17 protein-coding genes are annotated in these 19,519 nt (G+C 74.3%); all 17 read right to left on the bottom strand.

Going from position 1 to position 19,519, the window contains the following annotated elements; translation table 11 throughout:
- Window positions 1-9: 9 nt before the first annotated feature.
- Window positions 10-546: a ribosome maturation factor RimM gene (gene rimM / locus ACYVGT_RS18090; RefSeq protein WP_460859843.1), complete on the bottom strand. Its 537-nt coding sequence runs from the start codon at window positions 544-546 to the stop codon at window positions 10-12.
- A 247-nt stretch (window positions 547-793) separates the two neighbouring features.
- The gene (locus tag ACYVGT_RS18095; protein WP_460859847.1) at window positions 794-1,036 is read right to left on the bottom strand and encodes an RNA-binding protein; all 243 of its coding nucleotides are present in this window, start codon (window positions 1,034-1,036) and stop codon (window positions 794-796) included.
- A gap of 1 nt (window position 1,037) precedes the next feature.
- Entirely contained in the window at window positions 1,038-1,529 is a 492-nt protein-coding gene (gene rpsP / locus ACYVGT_RS18100) for a 30S ribosomal protein S16 (RefSeq protein WP_460859849.1), read from the bottom strand.
- A 327-nt stretch (window positions 1,530-1,856) separates the two neighbouring features.
- Complete coding sequence (ffh, locus tag ACYVGT_RS18105) at window positions 1,857-3,449, bottom strand: signal recognition particle protein (protein WP_460859852.1); 1,593 nt, start codon at window positions 3,447-3,449, stop codon at window positions 1,857-1,859.
- A 291-nt stretch (window positions 3,450-3,740) separates the two neighbouring features.
- Window positions 3,741-5,021 (bottom strand): hypothetical protein, encoded by a 1,281-nt coding sequence (locus ACYVGT_RS18110; RefSeq protein ID WP_460859854.1) that lies wholly within the window; start codon window positions 5,019-5,021, stop codon window positions 3,741-3,743.
- Between the two features lie 361 nt (window positions 5,022-5,382).
- Window positions 5,383-6,696, bottom strand: coding sequence for an ammonium transporter (locus ACYVGT_RS18115; protein ID WP_460859856.1), 1,314 nt, complete (start codon window positions 6,694-6,696; stop codon window positions 5,383-5,385).
- 297 nt (window positions 6,697-6,993) lie between these two features.
- Window positions 6,994-8,250, bottom strand: coding sequence for a signal recognition particle-docking protein FtsY (ftsY, locus tag ACYVGT_RS18120; RefSeq protein WP_460859857.1), 1,257 nt, complete (start codon window positions 8,248-8,250; stop codon window positions 6,994-6,996).
- Window positions 8,251-8,466: 216 nt separating this feature from the next.
- Window positions 8,467-9,498, bottom strand: a complete 1,032-nt coding sequence (locus ACYVGT_RS18125; protein WP_460859859.1) for a FecCD family ABC transporter permease — start codon at window positions 9,496-9,498, stop codon at window positions 8,467-8,469.
- A 5-nt stretch (window positions 9,499-9,503) separates the two neighbouring features.
- Window positions 9,504-10,457, bottom strand: a complete 954-nt coding sequence (locus tag ACYVGT_RS18130) for an ABC transporter substrate-binding protein (RefSeq protein WP_460859861.1) — start codon at window positions 10,455-10,457, stop codon at window positions 9,504-9,506.
- A 334-nt stretch (window positions 10,458-10,791) separates the two neighbouring features.
- Complete coding sequence (smc, locus tag ACYVGT_RS18135; RefSeq protein WP_460859863.1) at window positions 10,792-14,343, bottom strand: chromosome segregation protein SMC; 3,552 nt, start codon at window positions 14,341-14,343, stop codon at window positions 10,792-10,794.
- Window positions 14,344-14,763: 420 nt separating this feature from the next.
- Window positions 14,764-14,955: a hypothetical protein gene (locus ACYVGT_RS18140; RefSeq protein ID WP_460859865.1), complete on the bottom strand. Its 192-nt coding sequence runs from the start codon at window positions 14,953-14,955 to the stop codon at window positions 14,764-14,766.
- Between the two features lie 456 nt (window positions 14,956-15,411).
- Window positions 15,412-15,678, bottom strand: coding sequence for an acylphosphatase (locus ACYVGT_RS18145; RefSeq protein ID WP_460859901.1), 267 nt, complete (start codon window positions 15,676-15,678; stop codon window positions 15,412-15,414).
- 140 nt (window positions 15,679-15,818) lie between these two features.
- Window positions 15,819-16,709 carry a bifunctional DNA-formamidopyrimidine glycosylase/DNA-(apurinic or apyrimidinic site) lyase gene (mutM, locus tag ACYVGT_RS18150; RefSeq protein WP_460859867.1) on the bottom strand — a complete coding sequence of 297 codons (891 nt, stop codon included), beginning with the start codon at window positions 16,707-16,709 and terminating at the stop codon, window positions 15,819-15,821.
- Window positions 16,710-16,712: 3 nt separating this feature from the next.
- A complete protein-coding gene (gene rnc, locus ACYVGT_RS18155; RefSeq protein ID WP_460859869.1) occupies window positions 16,713-17,468 on the bottom strand; it encodes a ribonuclease III in 756 nt (251 codons plus the stop codon).
- A gap of 372 nt (window positions 17,469-17,840) precedes the next feature.
- Window positions 17,841-18,017 carry a 50S ribosomal protein L32 gene (gene rpmF / locus ACYVGT_RS18160; RefSeq protein WP_460859871.1) on the bottom strand — a complete coding sequence of 59 codons (177 nt, stop codon included), beginning with the start codon at window positions 18,015-18,017 and terminating at the stop codon, window positions 17,841-17,843.
- A gap of 134 nt (window positions 18,018-18,151) precedes the next feature.
- Window positions 18,152-18,700 (bottom strand): YceD family protein, encoded by a 549-nt coding sequence (locus tag ACYVGT_RS18165; RefSeq protein ID WP_460859873.1) that lies wholly within the window; start codon window positions 18,698-18,700, stop codon window positions 18,152-18,154.
- Between the two features lie 206 nt (window positions 18,701-18,906).
- On the bottom strand, window positions 18,907-19,392 hold the full coding sequence (gene coaD / locus ACYVGT_RS18170; protein WP_460859875.1) for a pantetheine-phosphate adenylyltransferase: 486 nt from the start codon (window positions 19,390-19,392) through the stop codon (window positions 18,907-18,909).
- Window positions 19,393-19,519 lie beyond the last annotated feature (127 nt).

Consider the following 19,519-nt stretch of genomic DNA (forward strand, 5'->3'; position numbering starts at 1 on the left):
CCGCCGGGCTCACTGCACCTCCTCGGGGGACTCTCCGCCGGCGCCCAGGCCGAGCAGGCCGGGCGGCGGGTCGAGGGTGATGCGGCCGGCGGCGACGTCGACGTCCGGCACGATCGCACGCACGAACGGCACCAGGACCTCGCGCTCCCCGGTGTCGATGACGAGGACGTCCTGGGCGTTGTGCAGCACATCGGACACGGTGCCGACGCTGTCGCCGGCGGCCGTCGCCGCCTCCAGGCCGATCAGCTCGTGGTCGTGGAACTCGTCGGGGTCTCCGGTGGGGCCGATGTCGGCCGAGTCGACGAGGAGGAGGGTTCCGCGCAGCGCTTCGGCGGCGTCGCGGCCGCTGACTCCGGTGAACCGCACGACGAGCCGGCCGGAGTGCCGGCGCGCGGTGCGCACGGTGAGCGGTCCGGCGGCGGCGGGATCGGTCTGCAGGACGGCGCCGGCGGCGAAACGCGCGTCCGGGTCGTCCGTGCGCACCTCGACCGCGACGTCGCCGCGGATCCCGTGGGCGCGGCCGATCCGGCCGACTACGAGACGCATCCTTCTCCTCGGTCAGGCTCCCGGGTGAGCGGTGCCGAGGCGCCGCGGGAGCAAGGGGGCAGGGGGGAGGGGCAGTGCTGCGGGGCCGTCGCGGGGACGGCGGGGCGCGGCGCACCGGGCCGCGGGAGCCGCGGACGGGCTGCGGGCCGTCAGGGCGCCGGTGCGGGCGCCATCCGGTGCCCGCACCGGGTGCGGGCATGACACCGGGGCGCCGACCGGTCTCCGGTCGGCGCCCCGGTGCGCGGCGTCAGCGCACCTCGTTCAGGTCCAGCAGGTCCACTCGGACGTACTTGCCGCCGGCGAGCGAACCGACCACGGTCCGCAGCGCCTTGGCGGTCCGGCCGTTGCGGCCGATGACCTTGCCGAGGTCGTCGGGGTGCACCCGGACCTCGAGCACCTTGCCCTTGCGGAGCCGACGGCCCCTCACCTGGACATCGTCACCATTGGCGACGATGCCCTTGACCAGGTGCTCCAGCGCCTCTTCCAGCACGTCAGGCCTCGCCCTCGGGCTTCTGCTCGGCCTCCGCCGGCTTCTCCGCCGGCGCCTCGGCCTGGGTCTTGGACTGGGCGTCGGCCTTGGCCTCGGCCTTGGAGTCGGACTTCTTCTTCTTGCCCTTGCCCTCGCTGTCCGGGAGGACGAGCTCCTTCAGGACCGCCTGGAAGGCGGCCTCTTCGGCCTCGGTGTCGCGCGGCTCGGCGACCTGGAGGGGCTTCTGCGGCTTCGGCAGGCCCTTGAACTCCTGCCAGTCGCCGGTCCGCTTGAGGAGCGTCTTGACCGCGTCGGTGGGCTGGGCCCCCTGCGACAGCCAGTACTTGGCGCGGTCGGACTTGACCTCGATGAAGGAGGGGTGCTCCTTCGGGTGGTACTTGCCGATCTCCTCGATCGCCTTGCCGTCGCGCTTGGTGCGGGCGTCGGCGACGACGATGCGGTACTGCGGCGTACGGATCTTCCCCATACGCTTGAGCTTGATCTTGACAGCCACGGAGTGGTTCTCCTGATGATGGTGTGAACGCCGGGACACCGCTCCGCGTGGGGTTGCGGTGGCCTCCCGGACCGGACGTGGGAGCGCGGGCAAGTAGAGGGCCGGCCCGCGCACCGTGAGTCGCTGCAACGATTATGCCAGAGCGCACCCTGCGGCGCGGCCGTCTGCGCCGGGCGGGTCGGATCCCGCCGGCCCGGCTCCGCGCGCTGCGCGGCCCCGCAGCGCCGACCGGCCCCGAACAGCGCGCGCCGGTGTCCTTCCGCACAGCAGGTGCGGGGGCAGGACACCGGCGCGCCCGCCGCAGCGGCCGGACCGCCGCGGGACCGGCTACTTGTCGCCGAGCTTGAAGGACGAGAGGTCGGGCATCTTTCCGCCGCCCAGGGCGGGCGGAAGCTGCCCGCCGCCCAGACCGGGCGGGAGGTCCGGCGTCTGCGGGGCGCTGCCGCCCTCTTCGCGGCGGCGCTTGCGGGCCTCCTCGCGCTCGACCTCCTGCTGCTTGGCCTTGAGCGGGTTGCCGCTGACCTTGCGGCCCTTCTTCGCCTTCTTCTGCTGGGCCTTGGCCTTCTTGCGGTTGCCGCCGCCCATGCCGGGCATGCCCGGCATCCCGGGCATCCCGCCGCCGTTCTTCATCTGGCGCATCATCTTCTGCGCCTCGAAGAAGCGGGTGACGAGCCCGGAGACGTCGCCCACCTGGGTGCCGGAGCCGTTGGCGATGCGCAGCCGGCGCGATCCGTTGATCGACTTGGGGTTGGACCGCTCGAACGGCGTCATCGAGTTGATGATCGCGGTGATGCGGTCCAGGTCCTTGTCGCCGACGTTGTCCAGCTGGTCCTTCATCTGGCCCATGCCGGGCATCATGCCGAGGAGGTTCCCGATCGGCCCGAGCTTGCGGACCATCGAGATCTGCTCGAGGAAGTCGTCGAGGGTGAAGTCCTCCTCGGAGGCCAGCTTGCTGGCCATCTTCTGGACTTCGTCCTCTTCGAACGTGCGCTGCGCCTGCTCGATCAGGGTGAGCACGTCGCCCATGTCGAGGATGCGCGAGGCCATCCGGTCCGGGTGGAAGAGGTCGAAGTCCTCGAGCTTCTCCCCGGTGGAGGCGAACATGATCGGCCGGCCGGTGATGTGCCGGATGGACAGCGCGGCACCACCGCGCGCGTCGCCGTCGAGCTTGGTGAGGGCGACCGCGTCGTAGCCGACGCCGTCGAGGAACGCCTGCGCCGTGTTCACGGCGTCCTGGCCGATCATCGCGTCGACGACGAAGAGGATCTCGTCCGGCTGCACGGCGTCGCGGATGTCCGCGGCCTGCTGCATCATCTCGGCGTCCACACCGAGGCGGCCCGCGGTGTCGACGATGACGATGTTGTGGTTGGTGCGCTTGGCGTGCTCGACCGCGTCGCGGGCGACGGCGACCGGGTCGCCGACCCCGTTGCCCGGCTCCGGCGCGAACACCGGCGTCGCGGCGCGCTCGCCGACGACCTGGAGCTGGGTGACGGCGTTGGGGCGCTGCAGGTCAGCGGCGACCAGGAGCGGCGTGTTCCGCTGGTCGGAGAGCCACTTGGCGAGCTTGCCCGCAAGCGTGGTCTTACCGGCGCCCTGGAGGCCGGCGAGCATGATGACGGTCGGCGGGTTCTTGGCGAACCGGATCTCGCGGGTCTCCCCGCCGAGGATCTCGATGAGTTCCTCGTTGACGATCTTGATGACCTGCTGGGCGGGGTTGAGGGCCTTGGAGACCTCCGCGCCGCGGGCGCGCTCCTTGACCCGCGCGATGAACGCGCGCACCACCGGGAGGGCGACGTCCGCTTCCAGCAGAGCGAGACGGATCTCGCGCGCGGTCGCGTCGATGTCCTCCTCGGACAGCTTGCCCTTGCCGCGCAGCGAGGTGAAGACCGATGTCAGCCGGTCGGAAAGCGTCTCGAACACGAGTGTGGCCAGTCCTTCGTCTCGGGTTTGCCTCCCCAGCCTACCGGCCCGGGCCGGGTCGCAGGCCGGGGGAAACCGCCCGGCGCCGGTGCGCGCCGTCCGGTTGCGGCCGAGCCTCCGCCGGCGCCCCTGCTGCTCGGCCCCTGCGCCGCGGCGCGCCGCCCCCAGCGCGCCGGCAGCGCCCGCCGGGAGCGGTGCCCGGCAGGCGCGGCCGGCGGCGTTCCGGTGCCGGTACTGCGGCGCACGCAGCGGTGCGGGCAATGCGGGCAGTGCGGGCGGTGCGGAGCGCGGCTATTCGCCGCCGCCTCCGCCTTCACCGCCGCCCTGGCCCTCGCCCTGGCCGCCGCCTTCGCTGCCGCCCTGGCCTTCGCCCTGGCTCTCCTCGGTCTGGCCACCGCCCTCGGCGAGCTCCTTCTGCGCGGTCTGCAGCTCGGTGGTGATCTTCTCGCTCGCGGATTTGCTCAGGCCGCGGGTGGAGAGCAGGCCGCCGGCGTTGATCTCGTACTCCTGCGGGTCGGCGCTGGGCTCCAGCGCGTAGTCCACGCCGCACGAGATGCTGGCGCTGCCGCCGGCCTCGAGCACCTCGGTGGAGTCGCACTTCTTCTCGCCGAGCTCTTCGTTGTCGAAGGTGGCGTCGAGGCGGACGATCACCTTGCCCTCCCCCGCCCCCTCGGACACGTCCTTGGCCGTGCCGGAGACCGTGCAGGCGCCGCCCGTCTTGCAGTCCAGCTCCAGCTGGCCGTCCCACTGCAGCGCGATCCGCGCGTCCCGGGAGGAGGTGAGGTCCTCCTTGGCAGTGCCGATCAGGGAGGTGTAGAGCTCGTCGACGTCGGCCGCCTCCGGCTGGGTGACGTCGAACTGGACCCGGGCGCCCTCGGCCTCGGAGTCGCCGCCGTCACCGGCCGGCGCGAGGTTCTCGATCTCCATCCGGAGGATGCGGTGCGGCTCCTCCTCGCTGACCCAGATGCGGTTCTTCTCGCCGCCCTCGAGGTCGATCCGGTAGCCGGGGGTGCCGTCCAGGTCTTCGAGCGAGGCGCGCGCGTTCGCGGTGCCCATCTCCTCGAGGGTGTCGGCGAGCGCGCCGGGCGCGAGGACCGTGCCGGGGTCGATGCCGATGAGCGAGGGAGCGATGCGGACCCAGCTGCCGGCGTAGGAGTCGGAGTCGGGGTTGGCCACGCTCTGGTCGAGCCAGAACTCGTCGGCGGCGTTGAGGAACAGCCGGCCCTCGGCCTCGAGGACCTCCGCCTCGTTCTCCCCCTCCTTGTAGGTGCCCTGCGTGGCACCGGTTCCGGTCACGGTGAGCGCGGCGTCATTGACGCCCTCTCCCTCGCCGTCTCCGCCGCCCGCAGCCACCTTGCCCTGAACCGCGAGTGCCGGGGCGGCCCGCAGGTCGTCCAGCGCGGCCTCGAAGATCGGGGCCGCGTCGACCGGCGCGGCCTCAGTGGCGGAGGGCTCCTCGCCCGACCCGCCGCCCAGGGAGCAGCCGGCCGCGCCGAGCGCGACCGCCGCCGCTGCCGCGGCGTAGGCGAGCGGTCGGCTCGGCCTTCGTGTGCGGGTGTCCACCGGCGCCATTGTGCCTCCAGGCCCGTGCGCGGCCGCGGCGCGTCTGCGCCGCCCGGGCGCAGCCGGGCTTTCGTCCGTCGGTCATGGGATGCGCGGGAGCCTCAGCGGGCTCCGGGCGCGGACAAACCGCCCCGGGAGGGGCGGGTGCGGGCCGGTCGCGTGCGTTCGCGCGCGTCGTCGGGCCCGACGTGGGAGCCAGAGTACCGAATCCTTCCCGCACTCCTCGCCAAGGCCGCCGCCGCGTCCGGGAAACACCCGCAATGACCGGCGGGCCGGCCCGAGGGAACCCCTCTGACCGGCCCGCCGGCATGCCTCGCGGCGTCACCGGACCGCGCCCGCCCGCTCGGCGCTGAGCGGGCGGGCGGCGGACCTACCGCGCGGCCACCTCCTCGCCCGGAGGCGTCGGCGAGGAGAGCTCTTCCTGCTCGTCGTCGAGCTCGTCGAAGGCGTAGGCCGTCTCCGCGTGCAGCTCGTGGTCGAGCCCGTTGGTCTCCACGTGCACCGGGATGCGGAAACCGATGGCCAGGTCGATGGCCTTGGCGATGATCCAGGTGGCGGCGAAGGAGTAGAGCGCGACGCCGGCCACTGCGATGACCTGGACCAGGAGCAGGTTCGCGCTGCCGCCGTAGAAGAGCCCGTCGGCGTTGCCCCCGGCGAGCTCGGAGGCGAGGAAGCCGAGCCCGACCGAGCCGATGATGCCGCCGACCATGTGGATGCCGACCACGTCGAGCGCGTCGTCGTACTTGAACTTGTACTTCCAGCTGATCGCGTAGGCGCAGATGGCGCCGGAGAGCAGGCCGAGGATGATCGCGCCGACCGGCGTGAGGTCGGCGGCCGCCGGGGTGATCGCGACGAGGCCGGCGATGGCGCCGGAGGCGAAGCCGAGTGCGGTGACCTTGCCGTAGCGCAGCCGCTCGACGAGCATCCACGCGCCGGTGGCGGCGGCGGTCGCAACCTGGGTGTTGACCAGGGCGAGGCCGGCCGATGCGTCGGCCGCGTAGGCCGATCCGCCGTTGAAGCCGAACCAGCCGAACCAGAGCAGTGCCGCGCCCAGCAGCACGAAGGGCAGGTTGTGCGGGCGCATCGAACCCGAGCCGAAGCCCTTGCGGCGGCCGAGGACGAAGGTGAGCGCGAGCGCCGCGGCACCGGCGTTGATGTGCACCGCGGTGCCGCCGGCGAAGTCGATGACCTCGGCGCCGCCGATGTCGAGCAGCTGCACGAGGCCGCCGCCCCACACCCAGTGCGCCACCGGGAAGTAGACGAGCAGCGCCCAGACGGGCACGAAGGAGACCCAGGCGCCGAATTTGGCGCGGTCGGCGATGGCGCCGCTGATCAGGGCCACGGTGATGATGGCGAACATCATCTGGAAGCCGGCGTCGACCAGCAGCGGGTAGCCGCCCTCGGGGTCGACCTCGCCGATGAGGGTGGACAGGCCGGCGTCGTCCAGGCCGCCGATGAACGGCGCGAGCGGTCCGGAGCCGCCGCCGTAGGTCAGCGTGTGGCCGACGAGGACCCACAGGACGCTGACGATCGCGATGCTCGCGAAGCTCATGAGCATCATGTTGAGCACGCTCTTGGCGCGCGACATGCCGCCGTAGAAGAACGCCAGCCCGGGGGTCATGAGCATGACCAGCGCCGCGCTGATGAGCAGCCACGCGGTGGTGCCCGTGTCGAGCCCTTCCATCAGTCGCCTCCCAATTCGGGTTCGGGGGATGGGTGATCCGTCGGCGCAGGCGCGAGCACACCGTCGGGCACCGCGGGTCCGCCTCGGGTTTCACCCTGGTCGGCGCGTGTTTCCCGGCGTGGGAAGTGGTGTTGCGCGGCCGTAAAACGCCGGGCGGACCGGTTACGGCGGGGTTACCGGGCCGGGCGCGGCGGGCGGGCCTTGGCGGGTGGGCGCAGAAAAGCGGCGCGGGGCGCCCCTCTCCGATGGGAGGGGCGCCCCGCGCCGCTGTGCCTTCTCCGGGCTGGGACCCGGTAGCTACTGCGCGCTGGAGCTGCCGGCCGCGCCGCCGCCCGCTGCACCGTCGGCGCCGTCGGCGTCCGCGGAGGCGGCGCCGGTCGCGTCGCCCAGGATCGCGTCGACGAAGCCCTCCGGGTCGAACGGCGCGAGGTCGTCGGGGCCCTCGCCGAGGCCGACCAGCTTCACCGGAACGCCCAGCTCACGCTGGACCTGCACCACGATGCCGCCCTTGGCGGTGCCGTCGAGCTTGGTCAGCACGATGCCGGTGATGTTGACCACCTCGGCGAAGACGCGCGCCTGGCGGAGGCCGTTCTGGCCGGTCGTGGCGTCGAGGACGAGCAGCACCTCGTCGACCTGCGAGCGCTTCTCCACCACCCGCTTCACCTTGCCGAGCTCGTCCATCAGGCCCGCCTTGGTGTGCAGCCGGCCGGCGGTGTCGACGATGACGGTGTCGGCTCCGTCGGCGATGCCGCGGTCGACGGCGTCGAAGGCGACGCTGGCGGGGTCGGCGCCCTCGTCCTTGCGGACGACGGGGGCGCCCACCCGCTCACCCCAGGTCTGCAGCTGGTCGGCGGCCGCGGCGCGGAAGGTGTCCGCGGCGCCGAGGACCACGCTGCGGCCGTCGCCGACGAGGACGCGGGCGAGCTTGCCGGAGGTGGTCGTTTTGCCGGTGCCGTTCACTCCCACGACGAGGACGACGCCGGGGCGGCCGGCGTGCGGCCCGGTCTGCACGGTGCGGTCGGTGCCGGTGCCGATCTGGCGCAGCAGCTCCTCCCGGAGCAGGCCGCGGACCTCGGCGGGGGTGCGGCTGCCCAGCACCTTGACCTTGGTGCGCAGGTCGCCGACGACCTCGGTGGCGGAGGTGACCCCGATGTCGGCGGTGATCAGGGTGTCCTCGATCTCGTCCCAGACGTCGTCGTCCAGCTTGTCGGACGAGAGCAGGCCGAGCAGGCTCTGGCCGAACGCGTTCTGCGAGCGGGCGAGGCGGGCGCGCAGCCGGACCAGCCGGCCGGCCGACGGCGGCGGGGTCTCGATCGCGGGCGCGGCCGGCTCGGCGGGCGGCGCATGCTCCGCGCCGGCGGTCGCGTCGGTCCGCTCGCCCGGCTCGGCCTCGCGCTCCTCGTCCGGGACCGCGGTCGCCGCCGGCGCCTGCGTCTCCCCCTGCTCTCCGGCGGGCCGCTCCCCGCCCGGTTTGCGGGGCCGGATCAGGAAGACGCCGCCGAACACCAGCAGCGCGATGACGAATACGGCGACGGCGAAGATCGTATAGTCCATTGGTCTCCTTGCGAGGTCTCCCGGCCCGCGCTCGGACCGAAGGGGCGCCTGCCGTCCTGGGTGATCCGGCCCGGCCTGCGTCGGGCCGTGCCGGCGGAGCTCGAGGGCCGGCGCCGCCATCGCGGTACGGGAGGGGCGGCCGCCCCAGTTTCGCAGACCACGGGCCCGGCTCCGGTCACCCCCCGAGCGCGCCGCCGCGCGCTCCGGGCCCCGGGGTCAGGTCGCGCGGTTGCGCGTGGTGCGCAGGATCAGCAGGAAGAACGGCGCGCCGAGGAATGCGGTGACCACGCCCAGCGGCAGTTCGGCGGGCGCGACGGCGGTGCGCGCCAGGATGTCGACGAGCACCAGGAACGCGCCGCCGCCGAGCAGGGACACCGGCAGGATCAGCCGGTAGCCGGCGCCCACGAGGCGGCGCACGATGTGCGGTACGACGATGCCGACGAACCCGATCAGCCCGCTGACCGAGACGGCGGCCGCGGTCGCCAGCGACGCGGCGGCGATGACGGTGAGCCGCACCGCGGCGGTGTTCAGGCCGAGGCTGGCCGCCTTCTCCTCGCCGAGCGCGAGCAGGTCGAGGAGGGGCGCGCAGACCAGCAGCACCGCGATGGACAGCGCCGCGTACGGCGCGATGGAGGCGACGTCGGACCAGCCGCCGCGGCCGAGTCCGCCGAGGATCCAGGCGTAGATGCGCTGCAGCTCGTCGATGTGCGTCTGCTGTACCAGCGTCTGCACCGCGGAGAGGAAGGACGACACGGCCACGCCGGCCAGCACCAGCTGCGCGGTGCCGCCGCGGCCCGCGGTGCGGCCCAGCAGGTAGGCGGCCGCGACGCCGATCAGCGCACCGGCGAACGCGGCGGCCGGCACGGCGGCGCGCGGACTGGCCAGCCAGTCGGGCGCGGTGGCCAGCACGAGGGTCGCGCCGAGGCCGGCGCCGGCGGCCGCGCCCAGCAGGTAGGGGTCGGCCAGCGGATTGCGGAAGACGCCCTGGTAAGCGGCGCCGGCGCCGGCCAGCAGCGCCCCGACCAGGGCACCCAGCACGACGCGCGGCAGCCGCAGCTCGACGAGCACGGCGATCTGGCGCTCGTTGAGCGGCGACTCGACGCCCGGCACCACCTGCGCGGCCAGCGCCGCGGCGATCTGGCCGGGGCCGATGGCGGCCGCGCCGGCGGCGGTGCCGAGGACGGCGCACACCGCCAGCAGCGCAGCGCCGCCCGCCGTCCAGGCCGCGGCGGACCTCCGGCGGGCCACCGGGATCAGGACTCCTCGCCGGCCGCGGCGGTCACCGCGTCGGACACCTCGGCAACCAGGTCGGCGACGCGCGGGCCCCAGCGGGACGAGAGGTCCTCGTCGAGCTGCACGACGGCGTCCTCTTCGACGGCGGTGATGGTGTCGAAGGCGTCGCGCGCGGCGAAGTCGCCGACCGCGCCCTCCCCCGGATAGGCCACGAACGCCAGGTCGGGGTCTGCCTCGACGACGAACTCCGGCGACAACTGCGGGTAGCCGCCGGTCTCGGCGGCGTCCTCGGCGGAGTCGGCGATGTTCTCCAGGCCCAGCTCGGCGTAGACCTGGCCGATGAAGGTGTCGGAGGTGGCGGAGTACATGCCCGCGTCCACCTCGTGGTAGACGCTCAGGCCGGTGTCGCCGAGCGCCTCGCGGGTCTCGGCGATGGTGTCGTCCACGGCGGCCTGGGTGTCGGTGGCGGCCTTCTCGCCCCCCTCGGCGTTTCCGGTCGCCTCGCCGAGCAGCCGCAGCTGGGCGTAGGTGTCGTCGAAGGTCTGCGCCGCGTCAAGCACGAGCACGTCGACCTCGATGGCCTCCAGCTGCTCGGCGGCGTCCGCGGCGTCGCTGGAGAGCACCACCAGGTCGGGGTCGTGCTCGCTGACCGCTTCGACGCTGGGCGTGATACCCGACAGGTCGGTGGCGGGCGCGTCCTCGGGGTAGTCGGAGAACTCGTCGGCGGCGACCACCTCCTCGCCGGCGCCGACCGCGAAGAGCATCTCGGTGGCGGTCGGCGAGAGCGACACGATGCGCTCCGGAGCGGCGTCGATGGTGGCCTCGCCGCGGGAGTCGGTGACGGTGACCGGGAACCCGGCGCCGCCGGCGGCGGCGTCTCCGCCGCTGCCGTCGCCGCCGCACGCGGTGAGGACCAGGGCGGTGGGGAGCAGCAGCACGGCCGCCTTCGCCGGGGCCGTTCGAGGGATGTGCACGGGTCTCCTTCACACCGGTGGAAGGCCGAACCGCGCGGGTGCGGACCGCCCTTTCCACGAGGACAGCTGACGCCGGCTCCGGTGAGGCGGCCTGGCTCGTCCCTCCGCGGAGGGCGTCACAGTTGCGGGACAGCGCCGGATCTCCGGGCGGCAGGGCCGCCCGCCGGACTTCGCTCACTCGGTGCCGCGCCCGGTCCGCGCATTGCCGGTCCGGGCCTGATGTCCACTTTAGCCGCCCGTGCCCGAACCGCTGCTCCCCTGCTCACCCGGACCGCCGCTGTGCAGGTCGGCGGCGCTCCGGGCAGGCCGGGCCGGCCGGGCGGCGCCGGCCGGGTCAGCTCGCGGCGCGCTCCAGCTTCTGGCTGATCACCTGGGAGATGCCGTCGCCCTGCATCGTCACGCCGTACAGCGCGTCGCCGGCCTCCATCGTCCGCTTCTGGTGGGTGATCACGATGAGCTGGGACGACTCCCGCAGCTCCTCGAAGATCAGCAGCAGCCGCTGCAGGTTGGTGTCGTCGAGCGCGGCCTCGACCTCGTCCATCACGTAGAACGGCGACGGCCGGGCCTTGAAGATCGCGGCGAGGAACGCCACCGCCGTGAGGGAGCGCTCGCCGCCGGAGAGCAGCGACAGCCGCTTCACCTTCTTGCCCGGCGGCCGCGCCTCCACCTCGACCCCGGTGGCGAGCATGTCGCCGGGCTCGGTGAGCACCAGCCGTCCCTCGCCGCCGGGGAACAGCCGGCCGAAGATCTGCTCGAACTCGCGCTGCACGTCGGCGAAGGCGGCGCCGAACACCTCCTGCACCCGGTCGTCGACCTCCTTGACGACGGTGAGCAGGTCGCGGCGGGTCTTCTTGAGGTCCTCCAGCTGCGCGTTGAGGAAAGAGTGCCGCTCCTCCAGGGCGGCGAACTCCTCCAGCGCCAGCGGATTGATCTTGCCGAGCCGGTTGAGCTGCTTCTCTGCCTCCTTGAAGCGCTTGAGCTGCACCTCGCGGACGTAGGGCAGCGGGACGGCGTCCTCGCCCTCCGCCCCGGCCGGCGGCGGTACCGGCACCCGCGGTCCGTACTCGGCGATCAGCACCGGCACCTCGACGCCCAGTTCCTCGGTGGCGCGCGTGTGCATCTGCTCCAGGCGCAGCTTCCGCTCGGCCCGCGCGACCTCGCTGCCGTGCACGACGCTGACCAGCTTCTCCAGGTCGGCGGAGAGTTCACGGACCCGCGCCCGTACCGTCTTGAGCTCGGCGTCCTGCTCGGCGCGCTGCTGCTCGGCCGCAGCGCGGCGCGCGTCGGCATCGGCCAGGGAGGCGCCGATGCGGTCGAGGGCGGCGTGCGCGGCACGGGCGACCTCGGCGGCGGTGCGGGACTGCTCGGCGCGGCGCAGCCGGGCCTCCTCGGCCCGGCGGCGCGCCGCACGCTCCTCCTCCGCTTCGCGCAGCAGCGCATCGGCGCGTCCGGCGACGGAGCGCGCCCGCTCCTCGGCGGTGCGCACGGCCAGCCGCGCCTCGGTCTCGGCCTGGCGGGATTCGGCCGCCTCGCGCGCGAGTTCGTCGCGGATGCCGGTGTCGGGCTCCTCCTCGACCGGCTCGGACTCGGCTGCGGCGAGCCGCTCCTCCAGCCCGGAGAGCTTCTCCAGGTCGGCGGTGCGGCCGGCGGCGGCCTTGGCGGCCGCGGCGGCGTAGCGCTCAGCCTCGGCGGACGCGGCGCGCGACTGCCCGGCGATGCCGCCGAGCCGCTGGGCGGCCTCCCGACGGGCCCGGTCGGCCTGGCGGCGGCGGGCGTCCAGCTCGTCGGCTGCGGCGCGGGCCGCAGTGCGCCGCTCCTGCGCGGCCGCGAGCTCCTCGGCGGCGCGGGCCCCGGCCTCCTCGGCCTCGGCGAGGCGCTGGGCGGCCGCGTCGACCTCGGCCTGCACCTCGAGCCGACTCGGGGCGGACGCGGAGCCGCCGTACACCAGCACCGGGCCGAAGAGGTCGCCGTCGGCGCCGACACAGCGCAGCGCTGGGTCGGCGTCGATGGCGCGGCGCGCCTCCGCGGCGCCGGAGACGAGCACGACCCGGTGCAGCAGCGCGGTCACCGCCGGCCCGAGGGAGTCCGGCGCGGTGACGGTGTCGCGCAGGTACCGCAGACCGCCGGGCGGCGCGGGCCAGCTCTCGCGCGGCCCGGTCCCGGTGGCGGCCGCCTCGGCGGCGACGACCAGGCCGGCCTTGCCGGCGCCGGTCTCCTTGAGCGCCTGCAGCGCGGCGGCCGCGCTGTCCTGGCCGGTGACGGCGACCGCGTCGGCCGCCGCACCGAGCGCCGCGGCGACCGCGGTCTCGTATCCGGACTCGACGGCGAGCAGGTCGGTCATCGAGCCGAGGACGCCGGCCGCACCGCCGTCCAGCAGGGCGGCGGCCCCGTCGCGGCGCTCCAGTCCCAGCTCCAGGGCCTCCTTGCGGGCGGCGTGCGAGGCGCGCTCCCGCTCGGCGGTGCGCTCGGCGTCGCGGATCCGGCCCAGTTCGGCCTCGACCGCCTCCAGCTCGGCGCGGGCGTCCTCCGCGGCGGCCCCGAGCTCGGCGTCGCCGCTCTCCAGCCCGTCGGCGGCGGCCGCAGCCTCCTCGTGCTCGGCCGCAGCGGCCTCGGCGCGCTCGCGCGCCTCGGCGGCGGCCTGCTCCAGCCGCTCCACCTCAGCCTCGCTGGCCGACAGCCGGCTGCGCAGGCTCTCCACCGAGCCCTGCAGTTTGACCAGGCCCTCGCGCCGGTCGGCGGCGGCGCGGGCCGCCGCGGAGATCCGGCGCTCCTCCCCCTCCAGGGCGGACTCGGCGGCGCGCCGCGCGGCGACCGACTCCTCCAGGCCGCTGCGGGCCTCGTCGAGGCGGAGCCCGAGCTCCTCCTCCTGGGCAGCGGCCTCCTCGGCCTCCGCCTCCAGAGCTTCGGGGTCGCGGCCGCGGCTCTGCTCCCCGGGATCGGCCGCGAGATTGCGGTGCCGCTCGGCGGCGAGCCCGGCGACACCGTCGAAGCGCTCCTTGAGCCGGGACAGCGCGTGGTAGGCGTCCTGCGCCCGGGCAAGGGCGGGCGCGGTGGCCGCGGCGGCCTCCTCCAGGGCGCTCTCCCGCTGCTGGGCCTCGGCCAGGGAGCGCTCCGCCGCCTCCCGGCGGCGGCGGACGTCGGCCTCGTCGGCCTCCTCCTTGCCGAGCTCCTCGGTGAGGGTGGCGATGTCGTCGGCGAGCAGCCGCAGCCGCGCGTCCCGCAGGTCGGCCTGGATCACCGCGGCGCGCCGCGCCAGCTCGGCCTGGCGGCCCAGCGGCTTGAGCTGGCGGCGCAGCTCGGAGGTGAGGTCGGTGACGCGGTCGAGGTTGCCCTGCATCGCGTCCAGCTTGCGCAGCGCCTTCTCCTTGCGCTTGCGGTGCTTGAGGATGCCGGCGGCCTCCTCGATGAGGGCGCGCCGCTCCTCGGGGCCGGCGTGCAGGACGGTGTCCAACTGGCCCTGGCCGACGATGACGTGCATCTCGCGGCCGATTCCGGAGTCGCTGAGCAGGTCCTGGATGTCGAGGAGCCGGCAGGTATCGCCGTTGATGGCGTACTCCGAGCCGCCGTTGCGGAACATGGTCCGCCGGATGGTGACCTCGGTGTAGTCGATCGGCAGGGCACCGTCGGAGTTGTCGATGGTGAGCGACACCTCGGCCCGGCCCAGCGCGGCGCGGGAGGACGTGCCCGCGAAGATCACGTCCTCCATCTTGCCGCCGCGCAGGCTCTTCGCGCCCTGCTCGCCCATCACCCAGGCCAGGGCGTCCACCACGTTGGACTTGCCGGACCCGTTGGGCCCGACGACGCAGGTGATGCCCGGCTCGAGGCGGAGCGTGGTGGCCGACGCGAAGGACTTGAATCCGCGCAGCGTGAGGTTCTTCAGGTACACGCCCGGCCCCCTTCTCGGTGCGTCCGACGGGACAAGGGTGCCATGGTCTGGGCACCCCGGCAGCCCGAACGGGCGCGGCGCGCCAGCCGCGGACCTGCGGCGGCACGGGTGCCCGGCCGCGCGGTCCGGTCAGCAGGGGGGCGGAACGGGGGGTTTCAGATCGGGGGGTGTGCGGGTAGGGGCCGGTCGGGACGCGGCAGCCGGCGGGCGAGCCGCACCGCAGCGGGCACGCCGGCAGCGCGCAGCCGTGCGGCTGCTGCAGACGGGGGCCCGCTCACTCCGAGTGCCGGACAGCGGCTGCGCGGGACCGGTGCGGGCCCGCGGTGTGTGCGGATCGCCGCGGCTTCTGCCCCGGCGGAGCCTGCTGGGCGGGCGGCCTGCGCCGGCGTGTGCATCCGCCGGCGCCCGCGGCCGCCGCGGTCAGGCCAGAGCGGGTTCGCGGTCGGCGGTGCCGACGGCGACCTCGGCGACGGCCTCGGAGAGGCGGTCGTTGCTGTCCTGCAGGCGGCCGACTTCCGCCTCAAGGTCGCGTACTCGCTTCTGCAGCCGCCGCATCTCCTGAACCATTCGAGGGTCAGGACCGCCGACGTGGCCGAACAGAGCCTTCGCCATGATGTGGGTCCTCCACAGTGAGTGACCAGATGAGGTTCACACGCGCGTGAGCCACCGGCGGGAACTGGGCCCGGCCCGTGGGGCAAGAAGAGCGCGGTCTGCTTACCAGAGTCTCACCGCGGACGCCACCGGTCAAGGTTGGTAGATACTGTCGGTGATCGCACAGTGACCTGGACAGGACACTGCGCACGGAACGGGATGCGCCACCCTCCCCCGCCGGTGTCCGGTCGGGGCGGTGCGCGGTCCGTGCCGCGTCACCGTTCCAGAGTACCCGCCCGCCGGCGCTCTAGGGTGGGTTCGGTGGGCGGCGGCACACTGCCGGACCGGCACGGGAAGCGGAGCCGGACCACGGAAGACCGCACTGACCTGCAAAATCTCCCCTCCGCGCGTCGCGGCACCGCGCGCGGAGACGGCGCGCCGGCCGCAGTGCCGGGCGCCGCGCGGATCAGCGCCCGTTCACCGCTCCGAGAAGGTGGCAAAGGCGCCGCGGTCGTCGCCCCAGCGCTCCACCACCGAGTCGACCCGGCCGGGCGCGGTGCCGCCGCGCAGCAGGCCGACCAGTTCCGCGCAGGCGTCGGCAGGGCCTTCGGCCACCACCTCGACGCGGCCGTCGGCGAGGTTGGTCGCCGCGCCGGTGAGGCCGAGCTCCAGCGCCCGGGCCCGCGTCCACCAGCGGAAGCCGACCCCCTGCACGCGCCCGCGGACCCAGGCGTTCAGCCGCACGCCGCCGCGCTCCTGCTGCTGTTCCGCACGTTCCTGCACTGCTCTCCTTCCGGCCGCGGCCCGCTCTCTACCGCAGTGGGCCCTCGCCCGCGCCGCACTGGCCCCGGCCGCGGTGCCCTTGTTCCCGGGCTCCCCCTGCGTCACACCCGCCGCACGGGCGGCGGGGCGGAGCGGGTGCGCGGGCGCGGCTGGCAGCGCGGGCAGCTGAACGACGAGCGGTTCATGAAGGACTCCCGGCGGATCGGCGTACCGCACCGGCCGCACGGCTCGTCGGCGCGGCCGTAGGCGTCCAGGCCGCGCGCGAAGTAGCCGCTCTCCCCGTTGACGTTGACATAGAGGCCGTCGAAGGTGGTGCCGCCCTCGGCGAGGGACGCCCGCAGCACGGCGCGGACGTGCCCGAGCAGGTCGGCGACCTGCCCGGCGCCCAGCCCCGACGCGCTCCGGGTGCCGTGCAGCCGTGCGCGCCACAGCGCCTCGTCGGCGTAGATGTTGCCGATCCCGCTGATCAGCGACTGGTCGAGCAGCGCCCGCTTGACCTCGGTGCGGCGCCGCCGCAGCGCCGCCGCGAACCCGGCGTCGTCGAAGACCGGGTCGAGCGGGTCGGGCGCGATGTGCGCCACCGGTTCGGGCACGGTGCCGCCGCCCCTGCCGGGTACCAGCGGCGCGACCATGAGGTGGCCGAAGGTGCGCTGGTCGACGAAGCGGAGCTCGCTGCCGTCGCCGGGCACGCCGATCCGCACCCGCAGGTGGCGCTCAGCAGCGCGCTCCGCGGGCTGGACCAGGAGCTGGCCGCTCATCCCCAGGTGCGCCAGGAGCGCGTCGCCGGAGTCGAGGGTGAGCCACAGGTACTTGCCGCGCCGGTCCGCGCCGGATGCGGTGCGTCCGGAGATCCGGGCGGCGAAGTCGGCGGCGCCGGGGGCGTAGCGGCGGATCGACCGGGGGTGCAGCACTTCGGCGGCGCCGAACGGGCGGCCCACGATCCACCGCTCCAGCCCGCCCCGTACGACCTCCACCTCGGGAAGCTCGGGCACGGCTCAGCCGCCCTTCGGTGCGCCGGCGCCGGGCCCGCCGCCCGCGGCGGCCCGCCCCTCGGCGCGGGCCGAGATCGCCTTCCATGCGGATTCGGCGGCCTGCTGCTCGGCCTCCTTCTTGCTGCGCCCCTCGCCGGCTCCGTAGTCGGTGTCGGCGACCCGGACCGTGGCCCGGAACGTCTTCTGGTGGTCGGGGCCGCTCTCGTCCACGTGGTACTCGGGAACCCCGAGCAGCTCGGAGGCGGTGAGCTCCTGCAGCGACGTCTTCCAGTCGAGGCCGGCGCCGAGGCCGGAGGCGGTGGCGATGAGCGGGTCGAACAGCCGGTGCACCATGTCGGAGGCGGTGTCCAGGCCGCGGTCCAGGTAGACCGCGCCGATGACCGCTTCCAGGGTGTCGGCGAGGATGGAGGACTTGTCCCGGCCTCCGGTGCCCTCCTCGCCGCGGCCCAGCCGGATGAACCGGCCGATGCCGAGGCCGCGGGCGACATCGGCGAGCGCTCGCATGTTGACCACCGCGGCGCGCAGCTTCGCCAGCTGGCCCTCGGGCAGGTCGGGATGCTTGCGGAAGAGGGTGTCGGTGACGATGAGGCCGAGCACCGAGTCGCCGAGGAACTCCAGGCGCTCGTTGGTGGGCAGGCCGCCCTTCTCGTAGGCGTAGGAGCGGTGGGTCAGCGCCCGCGCGAGCACGTCGGCGCTGATCTCGACGCCGACCGCCCGGTGGAACTCCTTCGCCTCCGCCGCACTGATCTGAAAGGCCACTGGTCGCACTCCCTGGTCTGAGGCGGACGCGCGGCCTCCCCGGCGGGGAGCGCGCGGACGCCACGGCCGGCCGACCGGTGTCCGTCGAAGACGTGGTGGCCGTCGCTGCTGCCGAGCAGAGAGACGTGGTCGGGTCCTCCGCCACCGGCGGCCACCGCGGCCTCGGGACGATCCGGGATCGGCTCGGCTCCAGCATATGCGGGATCGGCCCGGCCGGCCCGCGGGAGGTCCGGCTCCCGGGATGCGGCCGCAGGCCGGCCCGGGTACGCCGGAGGGCCCTGCACTCGGTGTGATCCGAATACAGGGCCCTCCGCGCACACGGTGCCGCCCGTACCGGGCGGCGCGCACCGCTCTGCTGTCAGCCGCTGCGGCTCAGGCCGGGTTGACGACCTGGCGGTTGTTGTAGGTGCCGCAGGTCGGGCACGCGGTGTGCGGGAGCTTCGGGTCGCGGCAGCGCGGGCAGTTCACCAGCGACGGGCGCGACGCCTTCCACTGCGAACGGCGCATGCGGGTGTTGCTCCGCGACATCTTCCGCTTCGGGACGGCCACTTCAATCCTCCTGGGGTCACCCCCGCGGGCGCGGGAGATCGGTTACCGGGTCGCCCCCGCTGGCACGGGGACCATGCTCCGACGGCGGCGCTCCGCCCACCGCGGGCGAAAGGCAGGAACCACCGGGCGCGAACTCAAGCGTCGCCGGACGGGCCGCCCAGCTTCCGCAGCGCCTCCCACCGGGGATCGACGCGCTCGCCGTGGCCGTGGTCCGCACCGGCCTCGGCGAGTTTCACTCCGCACTCGGCGCACAGGCCAGGGCAGTCGTCCTGGCACAGCGGCGAGAGCGGCAACGCGAGCACGGTCGCGTCGCGGACGACCTGCTCGAGATCGAGCAGGTCTCCCTCAAGATAGTAGTCCTCTTCGCCGTCCCCGTCGTCCGCGGGCTCCTCGGGGCGGCCGCGGAAGTCCTCGTCGGGGTAGCGGAAGAGCTCCTGGAAGCCGGCGTCGAAGGCGTGCGCGACGGCGTCCAGGCAGCGCGCGCACTCGCCCTGGTAGACGGCCTCGACGGTCCCGGTCACCAGGACGCCCTCCATCACGGCCTCCATCCGGAAGTCGAGGGAGAGCTCGGACCCCTCGGGCACGCTGGCGGTGCCGACCGCGAGCGCGGACGGCGCGGGGACCACGCGCTGGGCGGTCCGCATGGAGCCGGGCTGGCGCCCCAGCGCACGTGTGTCCACCACGAACGGGGAGCGGGGGTCGAGACGAGTCAGAGTGATCGCGCTTTCCGTGCTGCGGCCCGACGGGCCGGGGTGCGTCTGCAGAGGCGGGCGCGCGAGCGCGCACACCGCCGAACGGCGATCCTACCGATCACGGCAGGTCATCCCCAAATCAGGCGCCACCGCGGCGCCCCGGCGCGGGCCCGGGCGGCTGGGCCGCCGCTGCCCGGTCAGCCGCCGGATGTGCCGTACTTCTCCCGCAGGCGCTCCTCCACGTACGGCGCGACGAGGCTGCTCACGTCGCCGCCGTACTGGGCGACCTCCTTCACCAGGCTGGAGCTGAGGAAGGAGTACTGCGGGTTGGCGGTCATGAACATCGTCTCGACGCCGGACAGCCGGTAGTTCATCTGGGCGATCTGCAGCTCGTAGTCGAAGTCGCTGACCGAGCGGAGGCTGCGCACGATCATGTCGACGCCGTTGGCGCGGCAGAAGTCGACCAGCAGGCCGTCGAAGGTCGCGACCGACACGTTGCCGATGCCGCCGGTGCACTCGGTGAGCATCTCCAGCTTCTCGTCGACGCTGAACAGGCCCTTCTTGTTGACGTTGTTCAGCACCGCGACAACGACCTCGTCGTACTGGCGCGCGGCGCGCCCGATGATGTCGATGTGCCCGTTGGTGACCGGGTCGAAGGACCCGGAGCAGACGACTCGGCGCACGGCCGCGCTCCTTTCCCCGGCGCGGGCGGCTCAGGCGCCGCCCGTGCGTGCTGGCCCGCGCGCCGCGGGCTGCGGCGCGGTGCCCCTACTGGCCCTGTGCCCCGGCCCGCGCCGTTCACGCTCCGGC

It is taken from the genome of Nocardiopsis coralliicola (assembly GCF_054779695.1).

Coding starts and splice junctions, on each gene's coding strand:
- ftsY (WP_460859857.1), bottom strand. CDS start 8,250: ATGGACTATACGATCTTCGCCGTCGCCGTATTCGTCATCGCGCTGCTG.
- ACYVGT_RS18140 (WP_460859865.1), bottom strand. CDS start 14,955: ATGGCGAAGGCTCTGTTCGGCCACGTCGGCGGTCCTGACCCTCGAATG.
- ACYVGT_RS18115 (WP_460859856.1), bottom strand. CDS start 6,696: ATGGAAGGGCTCGACACGGGCACCACCGCGTGGCTGCTCATCAGCGCG.
- ACYVGT_RS18110 (WP_460859854.1), bottom strand. CDS start 5,021: ATGGCGCCGGTGGACACCCGCACACGAAGGCCGAGCCGACCGCTCGCC.
- rimM (WP_460859843.1), bottom strand. CDS start 546: ATGCGTCTCGTAGTCGGCCGGATCGGCCGCGCCCACGGGATCCGCGGC.